The organism is Paenibacillus nanensis, assembly GCF_003583765.1.
In the GTDB taxonomy this organism is placed as follows: domain Bacteria; phylum Bacillota; class Bacilli; order Paenibacillales; family Paenibacillaceae; genus Pristimantibacillus; species Pristimantibacillus nanensis.
In genome coordinates this window covers 43,861-69,879 of the sequence record NZ_QXQA01000005.1, presented here as the reverse complement: position 1 = coordinate 69,879, position 26,019 = coordinate 43,861, and the positions used below count along the sequence as shown (strand labels likewise).

Annotated in this window: 25 protein-coding genes and 1 riboswitch; of the genes, 15 read left to right on the top strand and 10 right to left on the bottom strand. The window is 51.5% G+C overall.

Going from position 1 to position 26,019, the window contains the following annotated elements; genetic code table 11:
* Positions 1-23: 23 nt before the first annotated feature.
* The gene (hemQ, locus tag D3P08_RS10195; protein ID WP_119599598.1) at positions 24-770 is read right to left on the bottom strand and encodes a hydrogen peroxide-dependent heme synthase; all 747 of its coding nucleotides are present in this window, start codon (positions 768-770) and stop codon (positions 24-26) included.
* Positions 771-968: 198 nt separating this feature from the next.
* Between hemQ and D3P08_RS10190 the strand changes: the two genes are divergently transcribed.
* The 7 genes from D3P08_RS10190 to D3P08_RS10160 all read left to right on the top strand — a co-directional run bounded on the left by D3P08_RS10190 (position 969) and on the right by D3P08_RS10160 (position 7,378).
* Positions 969-1,280 carry a YuiB family protein gene (locus D3P08_RS10190; protein ID WP_119599597.1) on the top strand — a complete coding sequence of 104 codons (312 nt, stop codon included), beginning with the start codon at positions 969-971 and terminating at the stop codon, positions 1,278-1,280.
* 114 nt (positions 1,281-1,394) lie between these two features.
* Complete coding sequence (locus tag D3P08_RS10185) at positions 1,395-2,915, top strand: replication initiation and membrane attachment family protein (protein ID WP_119599596.1); 1,521 nt, start codon at positions 1,395-1,397, stop codon at positions 2,913-2,915.
* Positions 2,916-2,934: 19 nt separating this feature from the next.
* Positions 2,935-3,891 carry a primosomal protein DnaI gene (gene dnaI, locus D3P08_RS10180; protein WP_119599595.1) on the top strand — a complete coding sequence of 319 codons (957 nt, stop codon included), beginning with the start codon at positions 2,935-2,937 and terminating at the stop codon, positions 3,889-3,891.
* Between the two features lie 358 nt (positions 3,892-4,249).
* Positions 4,250-5,371 (top strand): sulfate ABC transporter substrate-binding protein, encoded by a 1,122-nt coding sequence (locus tag D3P08_RS10175; RefSeq protein WP_119599594.1) that lies wholly within the window; start codon positions 4,250-4,252, stop codon positions 5,369-5,371.
* A gap of 33 nt (positions 5,372-5,404) precedes the next feature.
* Positions 5,405-6,241 carry a sulfate ABC transporter permease subunit CysT gene (gene cysT, locus D3P08_RS10170; RefSeq protein WP_119599593.1) on the top strand — a complete coding sequence of 279 codons (837 nt, stop codon included), beginning with the start codon at positions 5,405-5,407 and terminating at the stop codon, positions 6,239-6,241.
* 18 nt (positions 6,242-6,259) lie between these two features.
* Positions 6,260-7,123: a sulfate ABC transporter permease subunit CysW gene (gene cysW, locus D3P08_RS10165; RefSeq protein ID WP_119599592.1), complete on the top strand. Its 864-nt coding sequence runs from the start codon at positions 6,260-6,262 to the stop codon at positions 7,121-7,123.
* A gap of 12 nt (positions 7,124-7,135) precedes the next feature.
* On the top strand, positions 7,136-7,378 hold the full coding sequence (locus D3P08_RS10160) for a YezD family protein (protein WP_119599591.1): 243 nt from the start codon (positions 7,136-7,138) through the stop codon (positions 7,376-7,378).
* 73 nt (positions 7,379-7,451) lie between these two features.
* Here D3P08_RS10160 and D3P08_RS10155 read toward each other — a convergent pair whose 3' ends face one another.
* Complete coding sequence (locus D3P08_RS10155) at positions 7,452-7,598, bottom strand: YqzM family protein (protein WP_119599590.1); 147 nt, start codon at positions 7,596-7,598, stop codon at positions 7,452-7,454.
* A gap of 187 nt (positions 7,599-7,785) precedes the next feature.
* On the opposite strand from D3P08_RS10155, the gene uvrC reads away from it, so the two are divergent.
* Complete coding sequence (gene uvrC, locus D3P08_RS10150) at positions 7,786-9,618, top strand: excinuclease ABC subunit UvrC (RefSeq protein ID WP_170160266.1); 1,833 nt, start codon at positions 7,786-7,788, stop codon at positions 9,616-9,618.
* On the opposite strand, the gene D3P08_RS10145 is transcribed toward uvrC, so the two are convergent.
* Positions 9,584-11,221, bottom strand: a complete 1,638-nt coding sequence (locus D3P08_RS10145) for a CPBP family intramembrane glutamic endopeptidase (RefSeq protein ID WP_119599589.1) — start codon at positions 11,219-11,221, stop codon at positions 9,584-9,586. The two genes, uvrC and D3P08_RS10145, sit on opposite strands and share 35 nt — an antisense overlap.
* Positions 11,222-11,357: 136 nt before the next feature.
* Positions 11,358-12,251 carry a LysR family transcriptional regulator gene (locus D3P08_RS10140; protein ID WP_119599588.1) on the bottom strand — a complete coding sequence of 298 codons (894 nt, stop codon included), beginning with the start codon at positions 12,249-12,251 and terminating at the stop codon, positions 11,358-11,360.
* 204 nt (positions 12,252-12,455) lie between these two features.
* Here D3P08_RS10140 and D3P08_RS10135 point away from each other — a divergent pair, with 204 nt between their 5' ends.
* From D3P08_RS10135 to D3P08_RS10115, 5 genes are all read left to right on the top strand, one after another.
* On the top strand, positions 12,456-13,127 hold the full coding sequence (locus tag D3P08_RS10135) for a succinate dehydrogenase cytochrome b558 subunit (protein ID WP_119599587.1): 672 nt from the start codon (positions 12,456-12,458) through the stop codon (positions 13,125-13,127).
* Between the two features lie 24 nt (positions 13,128-13,151).
* Positions 13,152-14,909 carry a succinate dehydrogenase flavoprotein subunit gene (sdhA, locus tag D3P08_RS10130; protein WP_119599586.1) on the top strand — a complete coding sequence of 586 codons (1,758 nt, stop codon included), beginning with the start codon at positions 13,152-13,154 and terminating at the stop codon, positions 14,907-14,909.
* Between the two features lie 2 nt (positions 14,910-14,911).
* Positions 14,912-15,676, top strand: coding sequence for a succinate dehydrogenase iron-sulfur subunit (gene sdhB / locus D3P08_RS10125; protein WP_119599585.1), 765 nt, complete (start codon positions 14,912-14,914; stop codon positions 15,674-15,676).
* Positions 15,677-15,853: 177 nt separating this feature from the next.
* Positions 15,854-17,440: an MDR family MFS transporter gene (locus D3P08_RS10120; RefSeq protein ID WP_119599584.1), complete on the top strand. Its 1,587-nt coding sequence runs from the start codon at positions 15,854-15,856 to the stop codon at positions 17,438-17,440.
* 5 nt (positions 17,441-17,445) lie between these two features.
* Positions 17,446-18,012 (top strand): PadR family transcriptional regulator, encoded by a 567-nt coding sequence (locus D3P08_RS10115; protein WP_119599583.1) that lies wholly within the window; start codon positions 17,446-17,448, stop codon positions 18,010-18,012.
* A gap of 60 nt (positions 18,013-18,072) precedes the next feature.
* Here D3P08_RS10115 and D3P08_RS10110 read toward each other — a convergent pair whose 3' ends face one another.
* From D3P08_RS10110 to D3P08_RS27860, 6 genes are all read right to left on the bottom strand, one after another.
* Positions 18,073-18,381 (bottom strand): winged helix-turn-helix transcriptional regulator, encoded by a 309-nt coding sequence (locus D3P08_RS10110; RefSeq protein ID WP_119599582.1) that lies wholly within the window; start codon positions 18,379-18,381, stop codon positions 18,073-18,075.
* Between the two features lie 360 nt (positions 18,382-18,741).
* On the bottom strand, positions 18,742-19,587 hold the full coding sequence (locus tag D3P08_RS10105) for a DMT family transporter (protein ID WP_119599581.1): 846 nt from the start codon (positions 19,585-19,587) through the stop codon (positions 18,742-18,744).
* A 182-nt stretch (positions 19,588-19,769) separates the two neighbouring features.
* Complete coding sequence (locus D3P08_RS10100) at positions 19,770-20,579, bottom strand: histidinol-phosphatase (RefSeq protein ID WP_119599580.1); 810 nt, start codon at positions 20,577-20,579, stop codon at positions 19,770-19,772.
* 10 nt (positions 20,580-20,589) lie between these two features.
* Positions 20,590-21,492 carry a LysR family transcriptional regulator gene (locus tag D3P08_RS10095; protein WP_119599579.1) on the bottom strand — a complete coding sequence of 301 codons (903 nt, stop codon included), beginning with the start codon at positions 21,490-21,492 and terminating at the stop codon, positions 20,590-20,592.
* 89 nt (positions 21,493-21,581) lie between these two features.
* Positions 21,582-22,517 carry a magnesium/cobalt transporter CorA gene (gene corA, locus D3P08_RS10090; RefSeq protein ID WP_119599578.1) on the bottom strand — a complete coding sequence of 312 codons (936 nt, stop codon included), beginning with the start codon at positions 22,515-22,517 and terminating at the stop codon, positions 21,582-21,584.
* 63 nt (positions 22,518-22,580) lie between these two features.
* Positions 22,581-22,706 (bottom strand): hypothetical protein, encoded by a 126-nt coding sequence (locus D3P08_RS27860; RefSeq protein WP_276311144.1) that lies wholly within the window; start codon positions 22,704-22,706, stop codon positions 22,581-22,583.
* A 197-nt stretch (positions 22,707-22,903) separates the two neighbouring features.
* A riboswitch (SAM riboswitch) is annotated at positions 22,904-23,010 on the top strand.
* A 105-nt stretch (positions 23,011-23,115) separates the two neighbouring features.
* Between D3P08_RS27860 and metA the strand changes: the two genes are divergently transcribed.
* Together metA and D3P08_RS10080 are read left to right on the top strand one after the other, a co-directional pair.
* Positions 23,116-24,039, top strand: a complete 924-nt coding sequence (metA, locus tag D3P08_RS10085) for a homoserine O-acetyltransferase MetA (protein ID WP_119599577.1) — start codon at positions 23,116-23,118, stop codon at positions 24,037-24,039.
* 47 nt (positions 24,040-24,086) lie between these two features.
* Positions 24,087-25,244: an aminotransferase class I/II-fold pyridoxal phosphate-dependent enzyme gene (locus D3P08_RS10080; protein ID WP_119599576.1), complete on the top strand. Its 1,158-nt coding sequence runs from the start codon at positions 24,087-24,089 to the stop codon at positions 25,242-25,244.
* Positions 25,245-26,019: the final 775 nt, after the last annotated feature.

Sequence of the window (26,019 nt, the reverse complement as noted above, 5' to 3'; positions counted from 1 at the left end):
CTATTTTTGTGTTATGGCTTTTGTCAGATCTTCAAAAGAGCGTCGAACTTATCGCCGTCCAAGAAGTTGCCGACGTAGAAGTCGCCGAAATCGCCGAATCTTGCGCTCACTTCGTCAAAGCGCATTTCATAGACGAGCTTCTTGAACTGCAGCGCGTCATCCGCAAACAGCGTAACGCCCCACTCCCAATTGTCGAAGCCGACGGAGCCGGTAATGATCTGCTTCACTTTGCCGGCATATTTGCGGCCGATCATGCCGTGGCTGCGCATCATCTCGCGGCGCTCTTCCATGCTGAGCATGTACCAGTTGTCACTGCCGGAGCGGCGCTTGTTCATCGGATAGAAGCAGATATGCTTCCATTTCGGCAAGACCGGCTTCAGCCTCGCGACAACCTCCGGGTTCTCCATCGGGTCGGAGCCCGGCTGGCCCATATAATTACTCAGCTCGACAATACTGACGTAAGAATGAACGGGATATGTAAAGCTTGCGAAAGTCGTTTTGTTAAACGCGGTTTCGATTTCGTTAAGCTCCTCCAGCGTTTCGCGCAAATGCATAAATACAAAATCGGCTTTTTGCCCGACAATCGAATATACGGCCGTGCTGCCGAGCTTCTGCTCTTCCAGCTGGTTCCACTGATTCAGGAAGGTGTGCAGCTCGTCCAGCGCGCGCTTGCGTTCGCTCTCATCGGCAAGACGCCATGCCGTCCAGTCGACGCTGCGGAAATCGTGGAGGGCGTACCAGCCTTCCAGTGTTTGTGCGGCTTCGCTCATTTTCGTATAACTCCTTTCAGTCCCTTTAATTCAAGCTTCTATTATTGTAGCGAATGGGCGGTTGCGAAAGCAAATGGCGGTCTTGTGACAATTGTCGACTGTCAATTGACTTCGGATGCCGCTTTCATTAAACTAAAAAAAGTTAAGATTGCGCGTATACCGTACACATGGACGGACCTGCCTGAAAGGAGTATGGAAATGCCGGATTTACTCGTATATATTATTCAGACATGCGTGGCGACGGTGCTGTTTTTCGTCATGATGTTCGGAATCGGTTTTATATTGAATATGCTGCTTAAGACGACATGGTTTCCGATCATCCTCTTTTTTATCGTGTTGATCGGACTTGCGATTTGGTCGCCATGGGATGAAGCGTCGAATCCGACCTTTGATAATATCGGAGACTACACCATTATTTACTACATCCCGATTACCGGCGCGCTCATCGGGGCATACGTCAGCGGTTGGGCGATCCGGAAGCTTCGTCAGGGCGGCTACAAAATGTTCTAAAGGCATGAACGAAAAATCCCTCATTCGGGGGATTTTTCTATTTGTGCGGACCGCCAATCTTGTCGGAATTTGTGCTAGAATAATAGACAGAAAGTAAAGGATGGAGTCGGTGCGATGCGCATCAATCATATCATGCAGTTTACGGAACATCACCGTTATTACATATTCCGTGATTTCTCATTAAGCAGCCTGGATTATAAAATGCTGTCGCTCATCTACCAGCCGATGGTGGGTGCGTTTGCCATTTCGTTATTCCAGCAGCTGTATCACGGTATAGCAGAGGACCGCGCCGGTTATTCGGCTCTGGAGCCTCACCGCAAGCTGTTTCTGGGACTCGGCCTCGAAATGAATGAGAAAAGCCGCCGTTTTGTCATTGAACAAACCTCCAAGCTGGAGGCCGTAGGGCTGCTCGTGACTTCTCGATTAGGCGTACCGGAGCTTGCGGATGTCATCTATGAATATGAGCTGGTGAAGCCGCTGTCGCCTGCGGAGTTTTTCCGCAACATGCATCTGGCTATGCTGCTCCGGGATAAAGTAGGCAAATATGCGGTCATTGCGCTGCGGGAGTCCTTCGGAGCCAGCGAGCCCGATGAGCTTGCGCATGCCCAGCTGACGAAGGAAAATATTTCAGTGCCGTTTTACGAGCTGTTCAAGCTGAATATGCAGTCCTTCGACTCCGAGCTGGAGCAGGCGCTTACGGAGGTCGCGCCTTCGAGGCAAACGACCGCGAAGACGGAGATGGCTTCCGCGGGCATTCCGTACGGCGAGCTGATTCTCCGGTTCCCGCGCAATTCGGCGAACCGCCCGTATGTGGAGCGGCTGCGTAACGATGCGGAAGGACTCGCGCAAGTGAACTATGTGGCTTACAAATATAATCTGACTGTTGCGAATTTGTGCCGGCTGCTTGATGAAGACGGCGTGTTCAGTCCGAGCGGCGAGGTTAATATGGACGAGCTGCAGCTTCGGGCGAACCAGCTGTACAGACAGGATAAAAAGCGGGAAGGCGACCGTCAGCGCAAGCTGTCGAATACGGCTATGCGCGCCGACGAGCCTCTGGCGGCAGAGGATGAGCTGGACGAGGAATTCGAAGTGAAGGAGCAGGACTATTTGCCTGTTCCGAGTCAGCTCTCTGGGCGCTGTGACATTCAGCAATACAATATGCTGATGCGCAACGAGCCGCATACGAGATTTTTGAAGCGGTTTTTCCCCGGCGCGGTGCCGGATTGGGTGGACAATGTGTTCGAACGTATCGATTTGAATTACCGCTTGGCAGGCCCTGTTATTAATGTGCTGATTCATTATGTGCTGGGAGGAAGCGACAGCGCTCGGGTAACAAGAACGTTCATCGATGCCGTCGCGTCTAACATGCTGATGAAGGGAATTAACACATTCGAAAAAGCGGTGCACTACGTGCGGGAGCAAGCGCAGGTCGAGCAGGAGAAGGAGCGCCGCAAGGAATCCGGCGCGGGCGTAAGCGGAAGCAGAAGCGCCCCACGCGGCGGCGGGCACCGCGGCGGCGTTTCCCGAAAGCCGGCGATCCCGATCGTATCCGTCGATCAGCAAGCGGAGGCGATATCCGCCGAAGAGCTCGAGGAGCTCCGCAAGCTAGCAAGAAAGCTGGACGGCAAATCGTAAAGATAAGAGGTGAGGATGGATGGAATCGTTAGGCGAATTGATGAAATCTTGGTCAGGCGGCAAAGCCATGACCGAGCAAGCGGAGCAGAAGCTGGCCGAGCTTATGCGCGATCCTTTGATCGAGAAGTTCCGGAGCAAATATCCCGAAGTCGACGAGGAAGCGATTCGGCTTAATTTGAACCGCGTTCATCAGTATGTGAGAGAATATCGGAATTGCTCGCAGTGTCCGGGCTTGGATCTTTGCCCTAACGATTACGAGGGACACTACACGCTGCTTACGGCGGAATCGCTGAACGGCAGGACGCAGCTGTACGACCGTAAAGTGTCATGCAAAAAGTTCCTCGCCCGCAGAACGGAGGAGGCAGTGCGAAGCCGGATACGGAGCTTCTACGTGGATAACGCGGCGCTCCAGCGGGGATATGCCTCAGACGAGATCTTAACCAACGATTTGAAGCGAAGCAAGGCCGTCGGCCAAGTGCTCCGCTATATCGACCGGGCCAAGGAGAACGGGCTTGGATCGGAAGGACTGTATTTGACGGGACAGTTCGGTACGGGCAAAACCTTCTTAATGTGTTATTTGCTCCACGAGCTTGCGGAAGCGGGCTATTCGGGCGTCATTGTCTACATGCCGGACTTCGTCGAGGATTTGAAGGTGCTTATGCATGATCCCGCGAAGCTGAAGGAGACGGTCGAGATGATGAAGTCGACGGACCTTCTCATATTTGACGATATCGGCGCGGAAAACTTGAATCCCTGGGTTCGCGACCACGTCCTCGGCGCTATTCTGAATTACCGGATGGAGCGCAAGCCGACATTCTATACATCCAATTATGATTTGGACGCGCTGGAGCGCCATTTCAGTTTTACGAGCAAAGACGGGGACGAGCTCCATAAAGGGCAGCGGATCATGGACCGTATTCGGCCTTTTGTAGAGACGGTAATTGTCGCGGGGGAGAATAAACGGGGCAGGAAGTAGGGTTACCCAAATCCGGCCATTATACATGTATTGATTTTATGGTATGTACCAGCCACCTATTTTGAAATCCTGTGAATAGGCATTGATTTTTAGGAAAGGGAGCCACAGCGGCTTCGTTCGTAAAAATGGTGCTTGTTCGCGGGATTTTTTTATCGGTCGTCCAATTGCAATTATAAGGTGATCTTATAAGTCTCATTATTTTCTCTAAATTTCGTATTGACAGGAAATGGGCGACGCTGTTAATATGCTTACATAACCAACTAATCAGGTAGGAATAATGGATAAATGACCGGACGACCGGAGTGGATTTCATCCCTAACCTAAACAAACAAACACAAATATTAGGGGTGTGGTTTTGATGAAAAGAAGGATGGTTCGTCTTCATGCATTGATTTTATTTGTCGTATTGGCTGTAACGATTACCGCTTGCGGCGGCAATGGAAACGCGAATAACGGGAAGTCCGGCAATAATGGGGCAGCGCCGGCCGCCACGAATTCGGAAACAACCGCGGAAGCAAGCCCGGACGCGAAGGAAGAGCTGCCGCCGGTAAAACTGCTCAATGTATCCTATGATCCGACCCGCGAGCTGTATGAGGAGTTTAATCAAGCGTTTGCCGCGTATTGGCTGAAGGAGAAAAACCAGAAGGTCGAAATCGATCAATCGCACGGCGGCTCCGGCAAGCAGGCGAGGGCGGTGATCGACGGGCTCAAGGCGGACGTGGTGACGCTGGCTCTCGGCTATGATGTGGACGCGTTAAGAGAAAAGGACCTGCTCGACGAGAACTGGCAGCAGCAGTTCGAGCGCAACAGCTCGCCGTATACGTCCACGATCGTCTTTCTCGTTCGCAAAGGCAATCCGAAAGGCATTCAAGATTGGAATGACTTGCTGAAGGACGGCGTTGAAGTGATTACGCCAAATCCGAAAACATCGGGCGGGGCGCGCTGGAACTACCTAGCGGCTTGGGGCTACGCGCTGAAGCATAACAACAATGATGAAGAGGCCGCCAAACAATTCGTGAAAGAGCTGTTCCAGCACGTACCGGTATTAGATACCGGAGCCCGCGGTTCGACAACAACCTTTACGGAACGCGGCATTGGCGATGTGCTTCTCGCTTGGGAGAACGAAGCGTACCTGTCGATCAACGAGCTGGGCCCGGATAAATTCGATATCGTATATCCTTCCATAAGTATTCTGGCTGAGCCGCCGGTCGCCGTCGTTGACAAGGTAGTGGATGAGCGGGGCACGCGGGAAGTCGCGGAAGCTTACTTGCAATATTTGTACACCGAAGAAGGCCAGCGAATTGCGGGTAAAAATTATTACAGACCGACGAATGAGGCAATAGCGGAGGAGTTTAAGGACCAATTCCCGGCGCTTGAGCTGCTTACCATCGATCAGGACTTCGGCGGCTGGAACGAAGCGCAAACGAAACATTTTGCAGACGGCGGCATTTTTGACCAGATCTACACGCCGGGATCTTAAGGCTTATCCCCTAAAGAGCGGAGCTGACTTCACATGAAAGGTTCCAAAAAACGGAGCGTATTGCCGGGATTTCGTTTGTCGCTTGGATTTACTTTGTTTTATTTGAGCCTGCTTGTACTGATTCCGCTTGCGGGCATCTTTATAAAATCGTTTGAGCTCAGCTGGGCCGAGTTTTGGAGCGCGGTTACGAATCCAAGGGTTCTGGCGTCGTACCGCATCAGCTTCAGCACGGCCCTATGGGCCGGACTCATCAACGCCGTATTCGGGCTGCTGATCGCTTGGGTGCTGGTACGCTACCGTTTTCCAGGCAAAAAAATAATCGACAGCTTGATCGATATTCCGTTTGCGCTGCCCACAGCGGTGGCGGGGATCGCGCTGACAACGATCTATTCGAAGACGGGATGGATCGGCTCCTTGCTGGAGCCGCTCGGGATTAAGATCGCGTATACGCAGGCCGGCATAACCATTGCCCTTATTTTTATCGGACTTCCCTTTGTCGTACGGACCGTACAGCCCGTCCTGCAGGATCTGGAATCGGAGACGGAGGATGCGGCGGCGACACTCGGCTCGTACAGGTTCCGCACCTTCCGCAAAGTGATATTGCCCGGCATTATGCCGGCGCTTCTAACGGGATTTGCGCTCGCCTTCGCGCGCGGCATCGGCGAATACGGCTCGGTCGTGTTCATCTCCGGCAACATGCCGATGAGGACAGAGATTGCTCCGCTTCTTATTATGACAAAGCTGGAGCAGTACGATTACGCGGGCGCTACGGCCATCGCAGCTGTCATGCTCATTGTTTCTTTTATTCTTCTGCTTGTGATTAATCTGCTGCAATGGCGAATGCAGCGGAGGGCGGAAGCCAATGTGTAGGCATAGGAGGCGATCGAAATGGCTGGCGCAATAACCGTATTCGGATCGAAAGAGGAGATCAAGCGGCCGAAGCATAATACGGAGCATCCGGTTGTGCAGGGCCTACTGATCGGAGCCGCCTTATTGTTCATAGGTCTTGTTATTGTTTTGCCGCTCGTGACCGTTTTCGCGGAAGCGTTCAAAAAAGGCGCCGCCGTCTATTTCGAAGCGTTAAGCGAACCGGATGCCTTATCGGCGCTGAAGCTCACCCTGATTGTAGCGGTCATCGCGGTGCCGCTGAATACGATTTTTGGCGTCGCGGCAGCCTGGGTGATCAGCAAATTTAAGTTCCGCGGCAAAAACCTGCTCATTACGCTGATCGATCTTCCATTTGCGGTATCTCCGGTTATCGCCGGACTCATCTATATGCTGATGTTCGGCGCGCAAGGCTTTTTAGGCCCTTGGCTGGATGAGCAAGGCATTCAGATTATGTTTGCGATACCGGGCATTGTTCTCGCGACTGTCTTCGTTACGGTGCCCTTTGTTGCCAGAGAACTCATTCCGCTAATGCAGGCGCAAGGCGTTCAGGAGGAGGAGGCTGCCGCAAGCTTGGGAGCCAAAGGCTGGTCCATCTTCTGGCGGGTCACTCTTCCGAACATCAAATGGGGGCTGCTGTACGGCGTAATACTCAGCAACGCCAGAGCGATGGGAGAGTTCGGCGCGGTATCGGTCGTCTCGGGTCATATTCGGGGACAAACGAATACGCTGCCGCTGCATGTTGAGATTTTGTATAACGAATATCAGTTTTCAGCTTCCTTTGCGGTCGCGTCGCTGCTTGTTATGCTGGCTGTTTTAACATTGATCGTAAAAGCGATCGTCGAGTGGAAATCATCAGCTCATTAGGAGGGGATTCAAATGGCAAAGCCGCTTGTAATCGATGAGGTTTGGCAGGAACGGATTTTGAATCAAGTGAGCGGAATTCAGTACGGTCAAGTTATCATTACCGTTCATGACGGCAGAATCGTGCAAATCGATCGGACGGAAAGAGTCCGTTACGAGCAGTCGCCTGCGCAGAAGCAGGCGGCGGAACCGCTCAAAGCAGGCGGTGCCGGCAATCCGGTCGTCGATTCGACCAAAGATTTAAAAGCGGCTCAATAGCTTCATCAACGAAAAAAAGCTCCGCGCTGATCCGGCGAAATCGCCGAAGAGCGCGGAGCTTTTGTATCATCTGCTAGGAGATGACAAATTTCACGATAACCGCAACAGCGAATACTACGACCATGAAACCGAGCATGCCGCCAAAGCCTGCTACCACATCCATTAGGTCATGGCGCGGTTCTTCGTTAATGTGTTCGCGCGGATCTCTAACATTCTCCATCGTTGACGTCCTCCTTCAAAGCTTGCAGGGCAACCTTATCGCCGTAAGCGTTCGCTTCATATCTTTCAATAGTATACCCAAAGTTTCGAACAAATGTAAAGACGGAAGCGGTGACAATTGTAAGACAAAAGGTCGAACAAGTGTGCTACAATGTGTTTATGGCGGATTAGGAATGTGGAGGTGAGCCATGATGAAGGAACAGGAACAGCAGGTGAAGGAACATATTCGCAACAAGCTGGCGCTGCTTCCGGACAAATCGGGCTGTTACTTAATGAAGAATAAGGACGGCGTCATTATATACGTGGGCAAGGCGAAGGTGCTGAAGAACAGAGTCCGGTCTTATTTTATTGGCAGTCATAACGGCAAAACGCAGCGGCTGGTTTCGGAAATCGCCGACTTCGAGTTTATCGTGACCTCCAGCAATATGGAAGCGCTCATTCTGGAGTGCAACCTGATCAAGCAGCATCATCCCCGGTATAACGTATTGCTGAAGGACGATAAAACCTTTCCTTATATTAAAATAACGAACGAAAAGCATCCCAAGCTTGAAGTGACTCGCAGGATCGTTAAAGATAAAGGCAAGTATTTCGGGCCGTATCCGAACGCCTTTGCGGCTCAGCAGACGAAGAAGCTGCTGGACCGCTTGTATCCTCTGCGCAAATGCAACACGCTTCCGGATAAAGTGTGTCTCTACTATCATCTGGGACAATGCGTTGCTCCATGCGAATATGAGGTCGAGCCGCAAACCTATGAAACGATGATCTCCGAAATTACGAAATTTTTGAACGGCGGGGAGGATGTCGTTAAAGCGGAGCTGGAGCGTAAAATGCAGGCCGCAGCGGAAGCGCTCGAATTCGAAAGAGCGAAGGAGTTCCGCGATCAGATCGTTGCGATCGACGCCGTCATGGAGAAGCAGAAGATTACGATGACCGATGCGATGGACCGGGATATATTCGGCTACGCGGTCGATAAAGGCTGGATGTGCGTACAGATCCTGTACATGCGCAAAGGCAAGCTGATCGAACGCCACGGTACGACCTTCCCTTATTATGGTGAAGAATACGATGACTTCATGACGTTCGTGACGCAGTATTACAGCGATAACCCTGCGCTTCCGAAGCAAATTTTGCTGCCTCATCCGCCGGATGCCGACGCGGAGCATGAGGAGGAAGTGATGACGTCGCTTCATAACTGGCTGAAGGTGAAGGTGCATATGCCGCAGCGCGGCCGCAAAAGCGAGGTCGTCAGCATGGCGCAGGATAATGCGCGCGTTATGCTGGAGGAGAAGTTCCGTTTGATCGAGCGGGACGAAGAACGAAGCGTCAAAGCTTCGCAGTCGCTTGCGGAATGGCTTGGCCTTGCGCAGGTGCGCCGAATTGAAGCCTTCGATAACTCCAACATTCAAGGCACGAATCCCGTGTCCGCGATGGTGGTGTTCACGGACGGCAAGCCGGACCGGAAGGAATACCGCAAATATAAGGTGAAGACGGTAGAAGGGCCGGACGATTACGAAACGATGAGAGAAGTGATCCGAAGAAGATACGAACGCGTATTGAAGGAAGGTTTGTCGCGTCCGGATCTGATCGTCGTGGATGGAGGCAAAGGTCAAATCGCGGCTGCTCTCGATGTACTGGAGAATGAGCTTGGTCTCGATATCCCCGTATGCGGTCTCGTGAAGGACGCCAAGCATAAGACGGCCCAGTTGATGACCGGAGATCCGGCTGAGATTGTGCCGCTGCCGCGCGACAGCCAGGAGTTTTATTTGCTCCAGCGTATCCAGGATGAGGTCCACCGCTTCGCGATTACCTTCCACCGCGAGCAGCGGGCGAAATCGATGGTGGAATCGAAGCTGGACGGCATTCCCGGAGTCGGCGAGAAACGACGCAAGGCGCTGCTTAAGCATTTTGGCTCATTGAAGAAAATAAAAGAGGCCTCCGTCGAAGACTTCAGGCCTCTTTCCATCGGCGACAAGCTCGCCGGGCAAATTATTGCGGCTCTGCAGGACGAACCGTCGAATTAATCGGCAGGTTCGTCTTTTTTCTTTTGCTCCATTCTCGGAGAATGAAGGCAATAATGAGCGGCAGCAGGACGAACAATACGGAGGACGTAATATTGAGCGCGCCGCCCACCATGATCAGCGAGCTGCCTACCGCCACGCTGTTAAAGATCGCGTGCGTAAACATCGCGGTAATAAACCCGTATCGGACAAAGATAAAGCTGAACAGCAGACCGATGATCATCAGCTCAAACAGCCGGGTCGTGGACGGGTAGAACGGATACATGACGTGTCCGAGCGCCCAGAACAAGGTTGGCAGAATCGCTGCCGCGAACGTGTGCCGGAACCATCTGCGGAACAGACCGATGCCGAAGAACCGGAACACGGCTTCCTCCGAAATCGCCGCCGCCCATGCGAGCACCGGCATCAGCCACAGCGGAGTCATATTGTAAGGGGACATGGTGACGTCGCTGGCCCCCCATGTGCCGATCAGCTTTTCAAGCGCTAAAAAGATTAACGGCTGCAACCCGAGCATAATCGCAGCGAACAGATAGGACAGGCCCATGCTCCGCCAAACGTAGTCGCCGTAGCCCGGTTCCCTAAGGCGAGGCCATAACGCTCGGCCTTGCGCTTTCCATAACCCTTCGCCTGCGATAATCGAGAAATAGACCGATGCCGCCATTGCGATGGACAACAAAATCGTCGTAATAATGAGGGAAATCATGATGACAAAGCCGCTTCCCATACTCGTCTCGCCCTGCGATGCGAGAACCCCGTCCATCACGCCGAGATTCATGATGACATAGGTGACGAAGAAGACGGATGTCAGGATGATCCCGAACTTAAAGGACGAATATTGGCGGTATAGAATCGCGTATATAATAGCCAGTATGCCGAGCACAAAGCTCATCAGACCGTATCCGATACCTGTCAGCCAGCCGGCCAATGAATCCTGTTTCTCGACGTAACGTTTGTAATCGTCCGGCACAACAAAGGCCGGTTTGAATTTCGTTAGGACCGGGGTGTCTCCGATCAACTGGGTTTTCGCGTCGATGGACAGGCCTGCTTCGCCTATACGGTACCCGTCAAGGCTGACGGCGACGCCGTTGTTGTCATTGCCGGGCGAGACGCTGAGCTTGCCGTCCTGCCATTGTTTTTGACTGATGTAAGTCGTCACTTGCTCTTGCGTTTCTTCCGGGGACAGCGTCTCGCCGTACAAATAATAGCTCCAGCCGACGACTTCCTTATTATACATATGTACGTATACAAAGCCGTACTCTTCGCCGCCCGCGAACTCGAGATTCACTTGAAACGTATCAACCGGGAAGAGCTTATCGTATTTATCCTCATATTCATCAAGCAGCTTCTCCTTGGATAAATAACCGGCAAGCAGCTTGTCGGATTGATGCACGGCCCGCGCGGAGGATACCGTAAGTCCCGTTTGCTTCTCCGCTAACGCGATCGCCTGCTGCTCGGCTTCCTCCTTTGGAATCACTTTGCCCCCGTATTCGTGCTCATTCGTTTGGACAATGACCGGCACGATCTCTACACCGACAAAAACGATTAAAAGGATGATCGCGGCCAGTACATATTTTTTCCATTCCATCGGTTTAATAAGATCGATCATACTTCACCTCTACCTGTCAGAATTGCACAGCCTTACACTACCTTATCACATGGATGGGGAAATTATCCATCCTCTATATCTATAGTCATTCGTCTACGATAGGCAGTGGATTCGATAACCAATAAGATGGAAATAATTATAGGTAATTAAACTTTGCGGCAATCTCGGTTACGCATTGACGAATCGCCGGACTTAAGCCGGACGGGTCGATGTGGATAAGCGAGGTGGTGCGTTTCGTGTCCTCCAGCTCCCGAATCGGCACGACCATCAGATCGTTATCCGAAAGCAGCTGCTCGCGCAAATAAGACTTGGGCAGCAGTGTGCCGGCGCGGCAAGTATGAAGCAGCCTTAGAATCGCTTCGAAGGAGTCGATTTCCATACGCACGTCCGGCGAGATGCCGTGCATCTCGAACAGCTCGTCGGTTAGAATGCGGTACCAAGTGCCTTTGGAAAAAAGAATCATCGGCAGGCCGTTCAGATCGTGGATATGGAGCGAGCCCTTCTCCGTCATCAAATGCCCTCGGGGGACGACGAGCAGCAGGTGGTCGTCGAATAACGGAATGCATCGCAATGACGAATCCTCAATGCTGGACGCGACAATGCCGATATCTACTTTATGCTCTCTGACGAAAGTAATGATCTCATGCGTCTTGCCGGTAATGGCTTTTATGTCGTATTCCGGATGCGTAGACGTCAGCAGCTGGATGAGATCGGGCAGCGTCGTCTGCAAGGTCGTTAAGCTGGCGCCGATCGTCAGCGAGGTACGGCCTGTCGCTGTAAATTCGGAGACTGTCTGCAAATAGCTGCGATGCAATTGGCGCAGCTCCAGCGCGTATTCGTAAGTCAGCTGGCCGATCCGCGTCAGCTCCAGCCGTTTCCCGATCCGCCGGAACAGCTGGGCGCCGATTTCATCCTCCAGCTTTGCGAGCTTACGCGATAAGGCGGGCTGCGAGAGGTTCAACAGGGCGGAAGCTTTATTCATGCTGGACTGCTCGACAATGACCGTGAACACATGCAGCTCTTCGTACATAACCGTTCGCTCCCCTTATATCATTTTGTTATAAGAAATTATAAAAAATAAGCAATTCCATTATAAGATGAAAAGGAGTACGATGGAAGTGTGGCAAATGTGTGTCGACTTTTGTTGACGGGGGTACAGGCAAGCGTTACAATTTAGAATGGTTTGTTTCAACAAGGGAATGGGCAACTCACAGTCTTGAAAGGAGAAGGAAAAATGAAAGGAAATTCGTATTTCTCGCGCAAGCTGCACTCGCTCCTGGGGATTATTCCACTCGGCGGGTTTATTCTTGTGCACGCGCTTACGAACTACCAAGCGTTCGAGAGGGGTCCCGAAGGCTTCGCCAACGGCGTGCATACGATCAACAGCTTGCCGGTGCTGCCGGTGCTTGAAATTTTCGGCATCTATCTCCCGCTATTGTTTCACGGTATTTACGGCTTATACGTCGCTTACCAGTCGAATTCGAACACGGGGCGCTTTAAGTACGGGCGCAACTGGGCGTTCACGGCGCAGCGCATTACGGGCGTGATCACGTTCGTATTCGTGTTCTGGCATGTGTATCAGACGCGGATTCAAGTTTACCTGGGCAATATCACGCATGAGGAGCTTGGCTCGACGATGCACACTATCGCAAGCAGCCCGGTTATGTTCGTGCTGTATGTGATCGGCGTGCTTAGCGCGGTATTCCACTTCAGCAACGGTCTGTGGGCGTTCCTGGTCAGCTGGGGAATTACGGTGGGACCGAGAGCGCAGCGCATTTCTTCCTATATTTGCATGGGCGTATTCGTGCTCGTATCGGCCCTGTTTATTCTTTCCCTGGTAGCGTTCAGCGGCGACGAGTTCAAAGAAGCTGCAAACGCCGCTTTGACTTGGACGAATATTGGTTAGTTTGAAGACAAGGAGCGAAGCGAAATGGCAAAAAACAAAATCATCGTTGTCGGCGGCGGTCTAGCCGGCCTGATGGCGACAATTAAAGCGGCGGAGGCCGGCATTCATGTCGACCTGTTCTCCCTTGTGCCGGTTAAGCGTTCGCACTCCGTGTGCGCGCAAGGCGGCATTAACGGCGCCGTTAATACAAAAGGCGAAGGCGACTCCCCTTGGGAGCATTTTGACGATACGGTATACGGCGGCGACTTCCTCGCGAACCAGCCTCCGGTAAAAGCGATGTGCGAAGCGGCGCCAGGCATCATCCACTTGATGGACCGGATGGGCGTTATGTTCAGCCGTACGTCGGAGGGCTTGCTTGACTTCCGCCGGTTCGGCGGCACGAAGCATCACCGCACCGCGTTTGCGGGCGCAACGACTGGCCAGCAGCTGCTGTACGCGCTCGACGAGCAAGTGCGCCGCTGGGAATCGGCGGGTCTTGTTAACAAGTTCGAGCACTGGGAGTTTCTAGGCGCGGTAATCGACGACGACGGCGTATGCCGCGGCGTATCGGCGCAGGACCTGCGCTCGATGCAAGTGCATACGGTTCGCGCGGATGCGGTTATTTTGGCGTCTGGCGGTCCTGGCATTATTTTCGGTAAAACAACGAACTCCGTCATTAACACGGGTACGGCTGCATCGGCTGTATACCAGCAAGGCGTAAAATACGCGAACGGCGAGTTTATCCAAATCCACCCGACGGCAATTCCGGGCGACGACAAGCTTCGTCTCATGTCCGAATCCGCGCGCGGCGAAGGCGGACGCATCTGGACATACAAAGACGGCAAACCTTGGTACTTCCTGGAAGAGAAATACCCGGCTTACGGAAACCTGGTGCCTCGCGATATCGCGACTCGTGAAATTTTCTCCGTGTGCGTAGACCAGAAGCTCGGCATCAACGGCGAAAACATGGTGTACCTTGACCTGTCGCATAAAGATCCGAAGGAGCTTGACGTTAAGCTTGGCGGCATCATCGAAATTTACGAGAAGTTTATGGGCGACGACCCGCGGAAAATTCCGATGAAGATTTTCCCTGCGGTTCACTACTCGATGGGCGGCATGTGGGTTGACTACAACCAAATGACGAACATTCCTGGTTTGTTCGCGGCAGGCGAATGCGAATATCAATACCATGGCGCGAACCGTCTCGGCGCTAACTCGCTGCTGTCCGCGATTTACGGCGGTATGGTGGCCGGCCCGAAAGCGGTGGAATACATCAAAGGCCTCAAGAAATCGGCTGAAGACGTATCCTCTTCCGTATTCGACCGCGAAACGAAGCGTCATACGGAGAAATATAACCGAATTCTCGGCATGAACGGCACGGAGAATGCGTATGTCATTCATAAAGAACTTGGCGAATGGATGACGAACAACATGACGGTTGTTCGCTTCAACGATAAGCTGGAAGCAACGATCAACAAAATTAAAGAACTGAAACAGCGCTATAACAACATCAACATTAACGATACGGCGCAGTGGAATAACGCAGGTGTCGCCTTTACACGTCAGCTGTGGAATATGCTTGAGCTGTCCGAAGCGATGACGCTTGGCGCCCTCATGCGGAACGAAAGCCGCGGCGCGCACTACAAGCCGGAATTCCCTGAACGCAACGACGAAGACTTCATGAAGACGACGATCGCGGATTGGACGCCGGACGGACCGATGATTTCGTATGAAGACGTTGATGTCAGCCTTATTCCTCCGCGCAAACGCGATTACTCCACCGATAAGAAGAAAGGAGAATAATCATGGCCGAAACGACTGTCGCATCCAAAACCGTTAAATTTATTGTCTCGCGCCAGGATACGCCGGAATCCAAGCCGTATACGGAAGAGTTCGAAATTCCATACCGTCCGAACATGAACGTGATCAGCGGACTGATGGAAATTCAGCGTAATCCGGTTAAGGCGGACGGCTCCAAAACCTCTCCGGTATGCTGGGAGTCCAACTGCTTGGAGGAAGTGTGCGGCGCATGCTCGATGGTCATTAACGGCAAGCCGCGTCAAGCGTGCAGCGCCTTAGTCGACCAATTGGAGCAGCCGATTCGCCTTGAGCCGATGCGCACTTTCCCTGTCGTGCGCGACCTGGTAATTAACCGTGAGCGCATGTTCAACGCTTTGAAGAAAGTAAAAGCATGGATTCCGATCGACGGAACGTATGACCTGGGTCCAGGTCCGCGTATGGCCGAGACGAAGCGTCAATGGGCGTACGAGCTGTCGAAATGTATGACTTGCGGCGTCTGCTTGGAGTCTTGCCCGAACGTGAACGACCGGAACAGCTTTATCGGTCCGGCCGCGATCTCTCAGGTTCGCTTGTTCAACGCTCACCCAACCGGCGAGATGAACAAGGAAGAACGTCTGGAAGCGCTCATGACGGACGGCGGCATTGAGGGCTGCGGCAACTCGCAGAACTGCGTGCGCTCCTGCCCGAAAGGCATTCCGCTGACGACTTCCATCGCGGCGATGAACAGAGATACGACGAAGCATCTGTTCAAGAAATGGCTTACGAATTAAACAGCTGAATTTCCAAAACCCTCAAGCGGCGCTCGTCCGCTTGAGGGTTTTTTGGTTACAAAGGGGCAGCATCCTGAGGGAATATTTGTTTAAAATCAAATAAGACGGTTGTAAAATACTCAAATTTGAGTAAAATAACAGATGTGGTTTAGTTATGGACAGAAGGATGGGGAGAAAATGGATGCCAATAAAAGCAATGTCAAGCTTGTTGTAGCGGGCTTGCTGCTCGGTTTGTTTATGTCTGCGCTGGACCAAACAATCGTTTCGACGGCCATGACGACGATTATTAAGAAATTAGGCGGCTTTGAACATTTTATTTGGGTATATTCCGCCTACATGATTGCGATGGTTGTCGCAACGCCGATTTTCGGCAAGCTGTCGGATATGTACGGCCGAAGACGGTTTTTCCTGCTGGGGCTTTCGTTGTTCGTCATAGGATCGATTCTATGCGGCACGTCCCAGAACATGGAGCAGCTTATTATTTACCGCGCGATTCAAGGCATAGGCGGCGGCGCGATTATGCCGATTGTGTTTACGATTATTTTCGACCTCTTCCCTGCGGAGAAACGCGGCAAAATGATGGGACTCTTCGGCGCCGTATTTGGCATTTCCAGCGTATTTGGCCCGATTATGGGCGGCGCGATAACGGATTACTTCAGCTGGCGCTGGATCTTCTACATAAATGTGCCGATAGGCATATTGTCGTTTCTGTTTATTTGGCGCGCTTATCACGAATCCCGCAATACGCGAAAGCAGCACATCGATTGGACCGGCGCGATATTGCTGACCGCGTCGATTCTCTGCTTAATGTTCGGTTTGGAGCTTGGCGGCACGGAAGGCTGGGCCTGGGGGTCCGTTCAAACGATCTCGTTATTTGCAGGTACGGCCGTCTTTCTAGCGTTGTTTCTGTTCGCGGAGACAAAGGCGAAGGATCCGATTATTAAGCTTAGCCTCTTTGGCGAGCGTCTGTTCACCAGCAGTATGATGATCGGCTTGTTATATGGCGCTGTGATGATTGCAGGCGCAACCTATATTCCGATCTTTATCCAAGGCGTGTTTCATCAGTCCGCGACGGAGACGAGCACCGTTCTCATACCGATGATGCTTGGAGTCGTTGCCAGCAGTCAGATCGGGGGACGGATCGCGGGAAAATTCCCGTTCCGCAATATTATGCTTGTATCGGCCACTACGTTAACAATCGGTACGGTTTTGCTAGGCTTTGCGATGGATGCGGAGAGCAGCCGTCTGCTGATTACGTTGTATATGGTTATCGTTGGACTAGGCATCGGCGTGTCATTCCCGCTCATGAATATGTCGACGTTAAGCTCCGTTCCTCCTCAATATAAAGGCTCCGCGTCGTCGCTGATCACGTTTTTCCGGACAATCGGCTCGGCGCTTGGCGTAACGGTTTTTGGCGTGCTGCAGAAATCAAGCTTCCAGTCGGGCATCGAGCAGCTGCCGGGTATGGATCCGGGAGCGGCGGAGCAGGTGAAGGGCGGCCAGGCTTTACTTGATCCGGACGTGCAAGCGCAAATGGGCTTAACGCCGGACATTGTGAATGTACTGCTTGGCAAGCTGGCGGATTCCATCATTTACGTGTTTCAATGGAGCGTTATTTTGCCGATTGCGGCGTTTATTTTCGTGTTCCTAATGGGACGCGCGCGCCTCGAATCTTCGAACAGGCAAGGGGCCGGCGCCAAATCATCGCAGCAAGGCGATGCCCCGGCTAACCCGCTCACAGAGCCTTCTCCTCATAGGAGCTGAGCCGGATGTCGATGAAGCTGCTTGTGCTTGGGCTGCTAATTGAAAAAAATCGGCATCCCTACGATATCCGTCAAACGATTAAGGGGCGCAACTGGCATGTCGCCTTCAAAATCCGCGACGGCTCGTTATACTATGCCGTCGATCAAATGAGGGCAGACGGGCTGATAGAGGCGGCGGAGGTCATTCCTGTTCCGGGGGACAATAGGCCGGATAAAACGATATACCGCATAACAGAAAAAGGGAAGGCTTCGTTCTTGGAGCTGCTTCAAAAGCAGATGAACCAAACCGCATATCCGGAGCATCCGATCTTCTCGGCATTGCCCTTTGTATCGGTTGCGGATAAGGAGAAGACGATGACGCTTCTGGGCCGCCAGCTGGCGGCATGCAAAGCGCGGATTGAGTTAATGCGGGAGGTCGCCGAGCGGAAGGAAGGGGCTTTGCCAAGGGGCTCCGTTCATTTGATCCGGGGTATTCTACGCTTCAGTGAAGTGGAGAAGGAGTGGCTGGAGGAGATTATCGCAGAGGCCGAGTCCGGCCTTTTGTTCGAGCCAAAGCCTTTGGAAAAAAGCTAAAGTAGAAGTCGTGAACAAGTAAAAAGAACCGATGGGGCGCGGCCCTGTCGGTTCTTTTTATTACATCCAGTTTTCGCCCCATTTTTGAATGGATTCGATCACCGGCTGCAAGTCTTTCCCTTTTGGCGTAAGCTCGTATTCGATCCGAACGGGCATCTCTGGATACACCTGACGGATTACAATGCCCATCGTCTCCAGCTCTTTCATTCGGTCTGTTAGCATTTTGTCGCTCATTTCCGGAATTTGCTCTTTGATATCCTTAAAACGTTTCGGTCCGCCAAGCAATACCCGAATAATTCGTCCCGTCCATTTCTTACCAAGCAAATCAGCCGCTGCTTCATATCTTGGGCACATTGTCGAATAATCCAACAGAATCACCCCGCTTTTTGTAGTTCTATTGTATCATATGAACAAACTAAAAGTAAGTACATTTCAAGAAGTGAAATCATTTGGTGGAATTTGGAAAGCATGTGATGGAATTTCGGTTCTCGGCTTTTCGAATATGTTCTCAGACAGTTCTTAATTAACAATCGGCTCGTCTTTCGAAAGAAGCGAGCTTTCTTACCTGGTTCGGATGTTCGAACGGCATTCCTACAAGCGACGAGAAGCAGCAGGATAGCTGTTGCAGCAATTATTTAATGCACTTGTTCCCTCCCCTTATCTTGCCCCATTGTCCCATCGGAAAGTTAACGCTTTAATCCTTATGAAAGTTGCGGCTTTCCCTTAACTTTACAGCTTGATCACAATGAGACCCGCTAATAGGAAAAGGAAGGCCGCCCATTGAAGCATCGTGAGCCTTTCTTTATAAAAGAGGATGGAGCCAATGGCAACAACCAAGCTGTTGGTGGCAAAGATCGGGGCGGCCAAATTCGCTTGTCCCGTCGAAATCGCATAGGCGTATAATTGTAACCCTCCATAAGAGAACACTCCCGCAGCCAAGCCTAATTGCAGTCCGATACGATCAGAGGCGCGCTCACGCTGCTCCTTCGATGGGATCAAGAACCACAGCAGCGATAAAGCATAGGCAACGAAAAGAATGGGAGCGCTCGATAGTCCAAGCTCGTCGGTTACTTTGAGCCCGCCGTTGCGCAGAGCGAACATGACGATAGCGAGTCCGACGATGATAAACCATCGCTTCTCCTTGATGGACAGCGGTTCCTTTCGTTTATAGGCGATAAGAACAACCGCTAGCAGAAGCATAACGATGCCAACCGTCTGCATCAGGCCAAGCGGCTCGTCGTACCAGAACGTTGCCATCGCAACTACAAATACGATGTTCAAGTTCGTTAGCGGCGAGGTTAAGCTTGCCGGTCCATACTGCAGCGCCTTCATGAACAGAGCATTTCCCCAAGCGGAGCCTGCGCCGATCAGAATGCCAGCCAGCCATACGCCCGGCTGCAATACATCGTTCAGCCTCCCCTCGAACGCCGCATGAATGCCGAAGCCGGCCGCACCGGCGCCGTACAACCCAATGAGCAGCATCCGGGTGGAGCCGCCTTTCATTTGCGAAACCTTCATCCACCAGCCCGCAAGTCCAAATAAAAAAGCGCTGCCGATGGCCGTCAACAACCACATGATGCTCCACACTCCCGATTTGTTACACAAAAGTAATGATTCTGTTACTCCTTTAACACATCAGAGGGCTATTATAATAAGCAAGACCCCCTTTTTATATAACCATTTTGGACCTGCCGAGCGCAGGTCCGCTTTTTTTGTCCGAATAAAGAAGAGGAGGGACGCCCGGTCCCTCCTCCACTTTACAACGGCACAACGACTTGTTTTCTTTGCCGGTAGAAAACCCAGTGCGAGAATCCGATCTCTTTGAGCCGTTTGGCCACAAGCTCCCATTCGTCCCCAACCCGAGAAGGCTTATGCGCGTCCGAACCGAAGGTGACGTTAACGCCGAAGTGAAGAGCGCGCTCCAGAATTTCATCGGAAGGGTACCAGCCTCCGCAGTCTTTTGTGCTTCCGGACGTGTTAATCTCAATCGAAACACCGCATTCTCCTATCGTACGAAGAGCTTTGTCGATATGCTCGTGAGCAGGAATATCGGAGAAGGCGGGGTAGTAGCCTTTCATCGCGTCGATGTGGCCGAGAATGTCGAACATGCCGGTGCGGGCGGATTGCTCAATTAGCTCATAATAGCTTTTTTTCTCGTTAATATGGCCGGCTTCGTCCAGCTTTTTCCACCTATTGCGGTTGAAGATGCTCACGCCGCTGACCTGATGAACGGAACCGATTAAATAATCAAACGGAACGCCTTCATAGGCTTTGCGGTAAGCATCGATATGTTCAGGGAAATAGTCGGATTCCATGCCAAGAAGCACTTCAATCTTACCCGCGTATTTCTCCTTGAGGCGAAGCACCTCGTTAATGTAATTGGCGAAATCGCTTCTTGCCATCGCGATTCCCGGAGAAGGCTGATCCTCCGCGTGGTAAAAGTAGGGCGAGTGGTCCGAAATGCCGATAACCTGAAGACCTGCTTCGATTCCAGCCAGGATATAGTCCTCGATATTGCCGTCTGCGTGACCGCATCTGACATGATGAGTATGTAAATCGAATTTCATGGAATACCTCCTACTCGCTGCTAATAAATTGATGCTCAGGCATGCCCTTTAGATCGCTGAGAAATTGCCGCATCGCCGTATTGAGATAACGTCCCGATTTGTAGACGACGCCGACGGGATGCGTGGCTTCAAGCTCGGGCACTTTGATAAGCTTAAGCGTTCCAAGCTTGAGCTCGGTTGGGATCGAAAGCTTGGAGACAATCGCTGCGCCTAAATCGATCTCTACCATCCGCTTTACTTCTTCACTGCTGGAAAGCTCCATGACGATATTAGGCTGAATATTATATTGACGGAATATGCCGTCCACGAACCGTCGGCCAAGGGTGTCCGGCGCAAGCATGATCATGGGAACGTCCTTAAGTTTGTCGACCGTCGTGTGGGTTAAGCTGCTTAAAGGGTTTTCGGGAGATACGACTAGCTCGAACGTATCGTAATAAAGCACAGATGAGGCAATGTTCGGATTCTTCTCCGAAAGATAGGTTATGCCAACGTCCACGGAACCATTCTCGACGGAAGTCATCACTTGCGTGGAAGGCATCGTATGAATGGTTGTTTTAATTTGCGGGAATTGATTGTGGAAATACGATAAAACCCTAGGTAAAATTTGAATGGCAATCGATGAAGTCGTGCCTAACAAAATATGACCTTGCGGCGTATGATTGAGGTCATCGAGCTTTTGCTTCAGCTCTTCCACGATATCAAGTATGCGTTCCGCATGCTCCAGGAACACTTGGCCGTGATCGGTTAAAGTAACCGGCTGATTGCGGTCGATCAGGACGGTTTTGAATTCGTCCTCCAAGCTTTTGATTTGTGCGGAGACAGCCGGCTGCGTCAAGTTAAGAAGCTCGCCCGCTTTCCGGAAGCTCATCGTTTTGGAAATGGTGAGCAAGGTTTCAAGCTGACTGATGTTCATGTCCAGTATTCCCCCTTCCTGCATTAACTGGCCATATCATTAGTATATCCGATTGTATCCGTGCTCGGCAAAAAGAAAAGGAACGGCTGCTACAGCCATTCCTTCTTGCGAAATATATACAACATGCTGCAGCCGAGCACTAGCATAATGCCAAGCAGCACGTAAGCACCCCAGCTGGAGTGGACGAACGGCAAAATATCGAAGTTCATGCCGTAGATGCCCGTCAGGAAGGTGAGCGGCATGAATATCGTCGTGATCGCTGTAAAAACGCGCATAATTTCATTCGCTCGGCTGGAAAGACTGGACTGATACGCTTCCCGAAGGTTGCCCATCAGATCTCGGTACGTGTCGAAGGATTCCGCAATTTTGATCGCGTTCTCGTAAACGTCGCTGAAATACTTTTGCAGCTGATCGTCAATCAGCTTCAGCTCTTTTTTGTTCAAGGTAAAGACAACCTCGCGCTGCGGTCCGAGCACCTTTCTCACCCATAAAATCTCGCCGCGAAGACCGATGATTTCGTTCAGATGAGACTTCTTGGTATGCATGAGGATCGCTTCCTCCAGCGTTTCGATCCGCGTGTCGATACGGTCGCCGACAGAGAAATAATTGTCGACCACCAAATCGACCAAATAATAGAGGAATTGGTCAGGCCGGTTTACTTCTTGCTCCCATAAGATCGGCTTAAGCGAACGCAGCTCGTTAATTTTCTGTTTCGTAACGGTAATAATATAGTGCTTGCCAAGGAAAATGTTCAAGGCTCGAAGAAAAATTTCTTCATCGTCAAAGCGGATGCTGTTGAAGACAATAAAATAATGATTTTCATAAATTTCAATCTTTGGACGCTGCTCCTCTTCGTTCAAGCAGTCCTCCACAGCGAGGTCATGCATGCCGAACATGGGCTGCAGGATGGTCAAGTCGTCCACGTCCGCGTCAATCCAATAAAAGCCTTCCGTCGGCTCGATCAGCGTTTGCTCCAATTGTTCGACTGTCGTGAAAACGCCGTTTTTTACATGTCTGATTTTCATTCGCAGTTCTCCTCTCTGGTCTTGCAGGAGACTGCCGGCCAGGACATTGGCGAGTGTAACGGGTTAATAAGGCTTCCCCGCCAGCTTCGCGAGTGATGTCGAAGGACTAAGGGAGAAGCGCTCTCGCTTCATGCTGACCGACAGCGGCCTTATGCGGTTGGTTTCGGGCTTCGGTCGATCACCTTCCATGTCCTCTTACACTCCTTTTAATGTCGAATGAATGTCCCAATCCTTGTCTAGTATACTCCCGCTCAAGCAGAACATTCAAGCGAAAAATGGCTGCAGGGATCCCGGTTTAACAGTATATGCAAAGCAGGTTCTTGACGGGAATAACGGAATGATTTAAAGTAAAATTAATTGGAAACGCAATAATTGAATAGACTACTTTCTTATCAAGAGCAGGCGGAGGGACTAGCCCGATGAAGCCCGGCAACCGGCGTAATGAGCACGGTGCTAATTCTTGCGGAAACATAACGTTTCTGAGAGATGAGAGAGGCGGACAGCTTTCTTTCCGAGCAGACGACCTTTTCTCACGCAGAAGGGGTCTTTTTTATTGCTGACTTCTAATCATGACCTAACATTAGGAGTGTGATCGAAAGTGCCTATTAAAGTGCCAGACAACTTGCCGGCCAAAGAAATTTTGAGCAATGAGAACATATTTGTGATGGATGAAAGCGTCGCTTATCATCAAGACATTCGTCCTTTGCGCATAGCGATTCTGAATTTGATGCCGACCAAAGAAACGACGGAAACGCAGCTTCTGCGTCTCATCGGCAATACGCCGCTGCAGGTGGAGGTCGTGCTTCTGCATCCAAGGACGCACACGTCGAAGAACACGTCTGCGGAGCATCTGGAGTCGTTCTACAAAACGTTTGACGAGATTTCTCATCTGTATTTCGACGGCATGATTATTACGGGAGCGCCTGTGGAGCATTTGCCGTTCGAGGAAGTGAACTATTGGGATGAGCTGAAGGAAATTATGGAGTGGACCAAACGCCACGTGACTTCGACGTTCCATATATGTTGGGCCTCTCAAGCCGGCCTGTATCACCATTACGGCGTGCCGAAATATAACCTGGACCAAAAAGTGTTCGGCGTGTTCCCTCATACCGTAAGCGGAGATAAGCGAAACGTCCAGCTGCTCAGAGGCTTCGACGAGCTGTTTTTCGTCCCGCAATCCCGCCATACGGAGGTTAGACGGGAGGACATCGAGAAGATCGAAGCGCTTGAGATTTTGTCGGAATCTGCCGACTCCGGCGTCTATATCGTCGCATCGAAAGATGGCAAACAAATTTTTGTGACCGGTCATTCGGAGTACGATCCGGATTCGCTGAAATATGAATACGACAGAGATGTCGCGAAGGGCATGGACATTGCGCTTCCGCGCAATTATTTCCCGGGAGATAATCCTTCATGTATGCCGTTGTCTACGTGGAGAGCGCATGCGAACCTGCTTTTCTCCAATTGGCTTAACTATTATGTGTATCAGCAAACGCCTTATGAATTGGGCGCGGGCATCTAAATAATACGTACTTCATTATTTATCACTAGAGGAGTTGCTAATCTGAGATGAAAATCGAAAGTCAATTGGCTCAAATCGGTTCAGTAAAAGAACCTGTAACGGGTGCGGTCAGCTTCCCCGTTTATCAAGCGACGGCGTTCCGTCATCCTAAGCTTGGTCAAAGCACAGGCTTTGACTACGCCCGCACGAAAAGCCCGACAAGAGCCGTTTTGGAGGAAGCGATCGCTCAGCTGGAATCGGGGGACGCCGGTTTCGCGTGCAGCTCCGGAATGGCGGCTCTTCAAACGATATTCGCATATTTCAGCCAAGGCGACCATTTGATCGTATCGCTCGATTTGTACGGGGGCACTTACCGCCTGCTTGAGCGCATCATGTCCCGATTCGGCGTGACGGCTTCCTATGTGGATACGAATGATATCGACGGCATGTCTTCGCTGCTTCAGCCGAATACAAAGGCTGTGCTGATCGAAACGCCGACAAATCCTTTAATGATGATTACCGATTTGGAACGTGTATGCGCATGGGCGAAATCGAAAGGACTGCTGACGATTGTCGACAATACGCTGCTGACGCCTTTCCTTCAACGTCCGATTGAGCTCGGCGCAGACATCGTTATCCATAGCGCGACCAAATACTTAGGCGGACATAACGATGTGCTGGCGGGTCTGATCGTAACGAAAGGGGAAGAGCTGTCTCAGCAGATGGCGATCCTGCACAATTCGATCGGCGCCGTGCTTGGTCCGCAGGACTCCTGGCTGCTTATGAGAGGCATGAAGACGCTGGCGCTTCGCATGGAACGCCATCAATATAACGCGACAAAAATCGCGGAATATTTGTTAGAGCATCCTGCAATCGACGAAGTCTATTATCCGGCTCTGCCGCATCATCCGGGACACGATGTTCAGAACAAACAATCCTCCGGCAACACGGGTATCTTCTCGTTCCGTTTGAAGGACGCCCGCTACGTCGAGCCGATTCTGCGCCACATCAAGCTAATCGCGTTCGCGGAAAGCTTAGGCGGTGTTGAGTCGCTGATGACATACCCGGCGATGCAGACGCATGCCGACATCCCGGAGGAGATCCGGAAAGCGATCGGCGTCGACGACCGCCTGCTCCGTTTCTCCGTCGGCATCGAGCATATCGACGATCTTATCGCCGACCTCGACCAAGCGCTCAGCGCAGCGAAGCGCGAGCTGGAGGCGTAATCCAGAAAGCTGTACTGGCGATTTGTCAGTGCAGCTTTTTAACTTCAAATGGGACTTTGGGCTAGTGTCCAGTTGTGATTCTAGTTGTCTCGCTGTTCTGTTATGTGAGCTGTGCTCGAGCCAATTTAATCACGCCACACGCTGTTGTGAGCTGTGTTCGAGCAAATAGTTACGCCACACGATACTAAAGGCTTGGGTTGGGATGTGCTCAAGCAAATAGTTACGCCACACGATACTAATGGCTTGGAGTGAGGTGTGCTGGATTAAGTAGTTACGCCACACGACACTAATAACTTGTAGCGAGCTGTGTTCGAGCCAATAGTTACGCCACACGACACTAATAGCTTGGAGCGAGCTGTGATCGAGCCATTAGTTACGCCACACGATACTAAAAGCTGGGAGTGGGATGTGCTCAAGCAATTAGTTACGCCACACGATACTAATAGCTAGTAGCGAGGTGTGCTCGAGCAAATAGTTACGCCACACGATACTAAAAGCTGGGAGTGGGATGTGCTCAAGCAAATAGTTACGCCACACGATACTAAAAGCTGGGAGTGGGATGTGCTCAAGCAAATAGTTACGCCACACGACACTAATAGCTTGTAGCGAGGTGTGCTCGAGCAAATAGCTACGCCACACGACACTAATAGCTTGTAGCGAGCTGTGTTCGAGCCATTAGTTACGCCACACGATACTAATAGCTTGTAGCGAGGTGTGCTCGAGCAAATAGCTACGCCACACGATACAATAGCTAATAGCGAGTGCTCGAGCAAAT

What these genes read in the sequence shown, in the direction of transcription:
- cysT (WP_119599593.1), top strand. Translation starts at nt 5,405, where the DNA reads ATGAAAGGTTCCAAAAAACGGAGCGTATTGCCGGGATTTCGTTTGTCG.
- dnaI (WP_119599595.1), top strand. Translation starts at nt 2,935, where the DNA reads ATGGAATCGTTAGGCGAATTGATGAAATCTTGGTCAGGCGGCAAAGCC.
- sdhB (WP_119599585.1), top strand. Translation starts at nt 14,912, where the DNA reads ATGGCCGAAACGACTGTCGCATCCAAAACCGTTAAATTTATTGTCTCG.
- D3P08_RS10135 (WP_119599587.1), top strand. Translation starts at nt 12,456, where the DNA reads ATGAAAGGAAATTCGTATTTCTCGCGCAAGCTGCACTCGCTCCTGGGG.
- D3P08_RS10145 (WP_119599589.1), bottom strand. Translation starts at nt 11,221, where the DNA reads ATGATCGATCTTATTAAACCGATGGAATGGAAAAAATATGTACTGGCC.
- D3P08_RS10105 (WP_119599581.1), bottom strand. Translation starts at nt 19,587, where the DNA reads ATGTGGTTGTTGACGGCCATCGGCAGCGCTTTTTTATTTGGACTTGCG.
- uvrC (WP_170160266.1), top strand. Translation starts at nt 7,786, where the DNA reads ATGATGAAGGAACAGGAACAGCAGGTGAAGGAACATATTCGCAACAAG.
- hemQ (WP_119599598.1), bottom strand. Translation starts at nt 770, where the DNA reads ATGAGCGAAGCCGCACAAACACTGGAAGGCTGGTACGCCCTCCACGAT.
- D3P08_RS10080 (WP_119599576.1), top strand. Translation starts at nt 24,087, where the DNA reads ATGAAAATCGAAAGTCAATTGGCTCAAATCGGTTCAGTAAAAGAACCT.
- D3P08_RS10120 (WP_119599584.1), top strand. Translation starts at nt 15,854, where the DNA reads ATGGATGCCAATAAAAGCAATGTCAAGCTTGTTGTAGCGGGCTTGCTG.
- cysW (WP_119599592.1), top strand. Translation starts at nt 6,260, where the DNA reads ATGGCTGGCGCAATAACCGTATTCGGATCGAAAGAGGAGATCAAGCGG.
- D3P08_RS10185 (WP_119599596.1), top strand. Translation starts at nt 1,395, where the DNA reads ATGCGCATCAATCATATCATGCAGTTTACGGAACATCACCGTTATTAC.
- D3P08_RS10160 (WP_119599591.1), top strand. Translation starts at nt 7,136, where the DNA reads ATGGCAAAGCCGCTTGTAATCGATGAGGTTTGGCAGGAACGGATTTTG.
- D3P08_RS10115 (WP_119599583.1), top strand. Translation starts at nt 17,446, where the DNA reads ATGTCGATGAAGCTGCTTGTGCTTGGGCTGCTAATTGAAAAAAATCGG.
- D3P08_RS27860 (WP_276311144.1), bottom strand. Translation starts at nt 22,706, where the DNA reads ATGGAAGGTGATCGACCGAAGCCCGAAACCAACCGCATAAGGCCGCTG.
- D3P08_RS10155 (WP_119599590.1), bottom strand. Translation starts at nt 7,598, where the DNA reads ATGGAGAATGTTAGAGATCCGCGCGAACACATTAACGAAGAACCGCGC.
- corA (WP_119599578.1), bottom strand. Translation starts at nt 22,517, where the DNA reads ATGAAAATCAGACATGTAAAAAACGGCGTTTTCACGACAGTCGAACAA.
- D3P08_RS10175 (WP_119599594.1), top strand. Translation starts at nt 4,250, where the DNA reads ATGAAAAGAAGGATGGTTCGTCTTCATGCATTGATTTTATTTGTCGTA.
- D3P08_RS10095 (WP_119599579.1), bottom strand. Translation starts at nt 21,492, where the DNA reads ATGAACATCAGTCAGCTTGAAACCTTGCTCACCATTTCCAAAACGATG.
- sdhA (WP_119599586.1), top strand. Translation starts at nt 13,152, where the DNA reads ATGGCAAAAAACAAAATCATCGTTGTCGGCGGCGGTCTAGCCGGCCTG.
- D3P08_RS10100 (WP_119599580.1), bottom strand. Translation starts at nt 20,579, where the DNA reads ATGAAATTCGATTTACATACTCATCATGTCAGATGCGGTCACGCAGAC.
- D3P08_RS10140 (WP_119599588.1), bottom strand. Translation starts at nt 12,251, where the DNA reads ATGTACGAAGAGCTGCATGTGTTCACGGTCATTGTCGAGCAGTCCAGC.
- D3P08_RS10190 (WP_119599597.1), top strand. Translation starts at nt 969, where the DNA reads ATGCCGGATTTACTCGTATATATTATTCAGACATGCGTGGCGACGGTG.